Here is a 2,354-nt window from a genome sequence, read left to right as displayed (position 1 = left end):
TTCCTGTTTTAACAACAGTATTTTACTATATTTGTTTGCAATTAAAACGGAGGTTTTTTCACAGACTGACGTTAGGTGCAACCGCCCCCAAAAACCGGAACTAATAACTTAATAACAATCTATCTGAAACATTTTCATTTTCCAAAGTTTGTCCTTCTAACTGAAATCTTCTTAGCATCGATCTACCACAATTGATATAAAGTTCATTTTCAAAAAGACCATTTTCAATTGGCAAATCGCAAAGTAAATTTCCTGATTTCTTATGCCCATCAATACTCAATGCAACACGAACACCTTTCGATTTTGCCTTATCAATTTCTAATAATAAATCTTCTAATCGAAAATCTTGTGCTCCATAAAGAATTGTTTGACTATGAGAATATGGTGGATCACAATAAATTAAATCTCCATATTTAGCTTTAGAAAAAGCTTCTCTATAATCACAATGCTCAAAATCAACTTTGTTTAAACGATTTTTCCACTCATTCACACGCTTTGAAAAACTTTCAACGGAAATAGGATCGTGAACACCGCAAGGTGTTGACATATAGCCATCCGCTTTACGAAAACGAATTATTCCCCCATAACAAGAGCGAGTTAAAAAAAGAAAATCTGCACCATTTGGACTTGTATTATAAGAAGCCAAAACACTTTTATAAACTTCTTCTTTAGTTTCTACTCCTATTCTATTCAGTCTTTCTGCGTACCAAGAAATCAATTCATTAGAATTAACTTTTAGCATTTTCCAAATCTGCATTAATGGCTCAAAAGTATCAGAACCTAATCCATTATGTGGTGCTACTGTTGCTAAAATCGCACCACTTCCAAGAAATGGTTCAAAATATCTTCCAAATTGAGTCGGAAAACTTCTTGTAATTTCAGCTGCAAACTTTTGTTTATTTCCAACCCACTTTAATAATTGCGATTTTGGCGGATAATAAGTTCCATATTTTTCTTCTAATGTGAGTTGCATACTATTTAGATTTATTTTTCAAAGATAATACATTTGTGCTATTATCCTATTTTGGGATATACTGTTTTAGGATATAATTTTAGATCGTGAAAAAGTCGCTAAATAGTAAGGAGAATAAAGTACTACTCGAAATGCTGTACCAACTTCGAGTGTCTTCTGGACTTCGACAATCAGATCTCGCCGACTTACTAAAAGTTCCTCAATCCTTTATCAGTAAAATTGAAAGTGGAGAAAGAAGAATCGATTTTATTGAACTTCGGGAAATTTTAAAGTGCTTCAACACAAACACGATGGAATTTCTAACCGAATTTGAAAATAAAATAAATGCAAGCAGAAAGTAAGTTTTTAAAACAGCCACAAGAATTTTGGGCAAATGTAAAACTAATTAGTCAAAAAGTTGGCTACACAAACAGAGGAATTGGAACTATTAAAGTTCCATCAATTCAAGATATTGAAAGTGCATACGATAAGCTTGGATTAGATTCAAGCAAAATTATTTTAGGCAATAAAGTAACTGCCTTCGGCAGTTTACTTATTGAATATTTTCAATTTCGTGCTGATTTTCTAACCAATCATATTGAACCAAATCTTCAAAATTTAACACAAGCTAAAGCTTTGTACACAAAACTTAAAGCTGATTTAAATCCAACTTGTCCAGAACCTTTAAATAAACAGAAAGGCGAAAAACAAGGTCCAGCATATTTTACTTCTATTATAAATATGCTAATCGAAGCTAACTCAAAAGGATATGATTGTAATTATGATCCAAAAGAATTATCTGCTTTTACACATAATAATCTACCAATTCGTAGTTTATCCAGAAGAGTTGATGGATCATTTCCAAATGTTATAAATCCAATCGCTTTATGGGAAATCAAAGAATATTATTATACGACTACATTTGGAAGCCGTGTTGCTGATGGAGTTTATGAAACTCAACTTGATGGTTACGAATTAAATGAAGTTCGAGAACATCTAGGAAGAAGAATCCATCATTGTTTAATGATTGACGATCATAATACTTGGTGGGGAATGGGAAAATCTTATTTATGTAGAATCTGTGATATGTTGCATATGGGACTTGTAACAGAAGTCATATTTGGAAAAGAAGTTGTTTCTCGTGTTCCTTCACTTGTAAAAGAGTGGACAAAACAATTTGATGAAGAAAACAAATAGCGGCAGCACCTAACAGGCGTTACACGAGATTTGGGCATTTGGCTGGATTTAAAGATGGTTTTGTACTTAGAAAATTTGTGCATAATGGAAAAAACTCGCATCTTTAATTCCAAACCTCGTGTAGCGCCAGAACGTCAGGCTGTGAAAAAACCTCTTTTTTCGATAGTTGCAAGGCAAAAAACCTGTCCTCAAACCGCAATACAAC

3 protein-coding genes are annotated in these 2,354 nt (G+C 33.0%); 2 read left to right on the top strand and 1 reads right to left on the bottom strand.

Annotated features, from left to right (window positions below):
- Positions 1-100: 100 nt before the first annotated feature.
- A complete protein-coding gene (locus ABEG11_RS18980) occupies positions 101-973 on the bottom strand; it encodes a Dam family site-specific DNA-(adenine-N6)-methyltransferase (RefSeq protein ID WP_348825755.1) in 873 nt (290 codons plus the stop codon).
- Positions 974-1,059: 86 nt separating this feature from the next.
- On the opposite strand from ABEG11_RS18980, the gene ABEG11_RS18975 reads away from it, so the two are divergent.
- Together ABEG11_RS18975 and ABEG11_RS18970 are read left to right on the top strand one after the other, a co-directional pair.
- On the top strand, positions 1,060-1,314 hold the full coding sequence (locus tag ABEG11_RS18975) for a helix-turn-helix domain-containing protein (protein ID WP_126563231.1): 255 nt from the start codon (positions 1,060-1,062) through the stop codon (positions 1,312-1,314).
- On the top strand, positions 1,298-2,149 hold the full coding sequence (locus tag ABEG11_RS18970) for a DUF7687 domain-containing protein (protein ID WP_348825754.1): 852 nt from the start codon (positions 1,298-1,300) through the stop codon (positions 2,147-2,149). The genes ABEG11_RS18975 and ABEG11_RS18970 overlap by 17 nt, the downstream gene beginning before the upstream one ends.
- Positions 2,150-2,354 lie beyond the last annotated feature (205 nt).

Origin of the sequence: Flavobacterium aestuarii, from assembly GCF_040049115.1 — a bacterium.
Classification (GTDB): Bacteria; Bacteroidota; Bacteroidia; order Flavobacteriales; family Flavobacteriaceae; genus Flavobacterium; species Flavobacterium aestuarii.
Note: the sequence above shows the minus strand (reverse complement) of the source record. Positions and strands in the feature narration are given on the sequence as shown.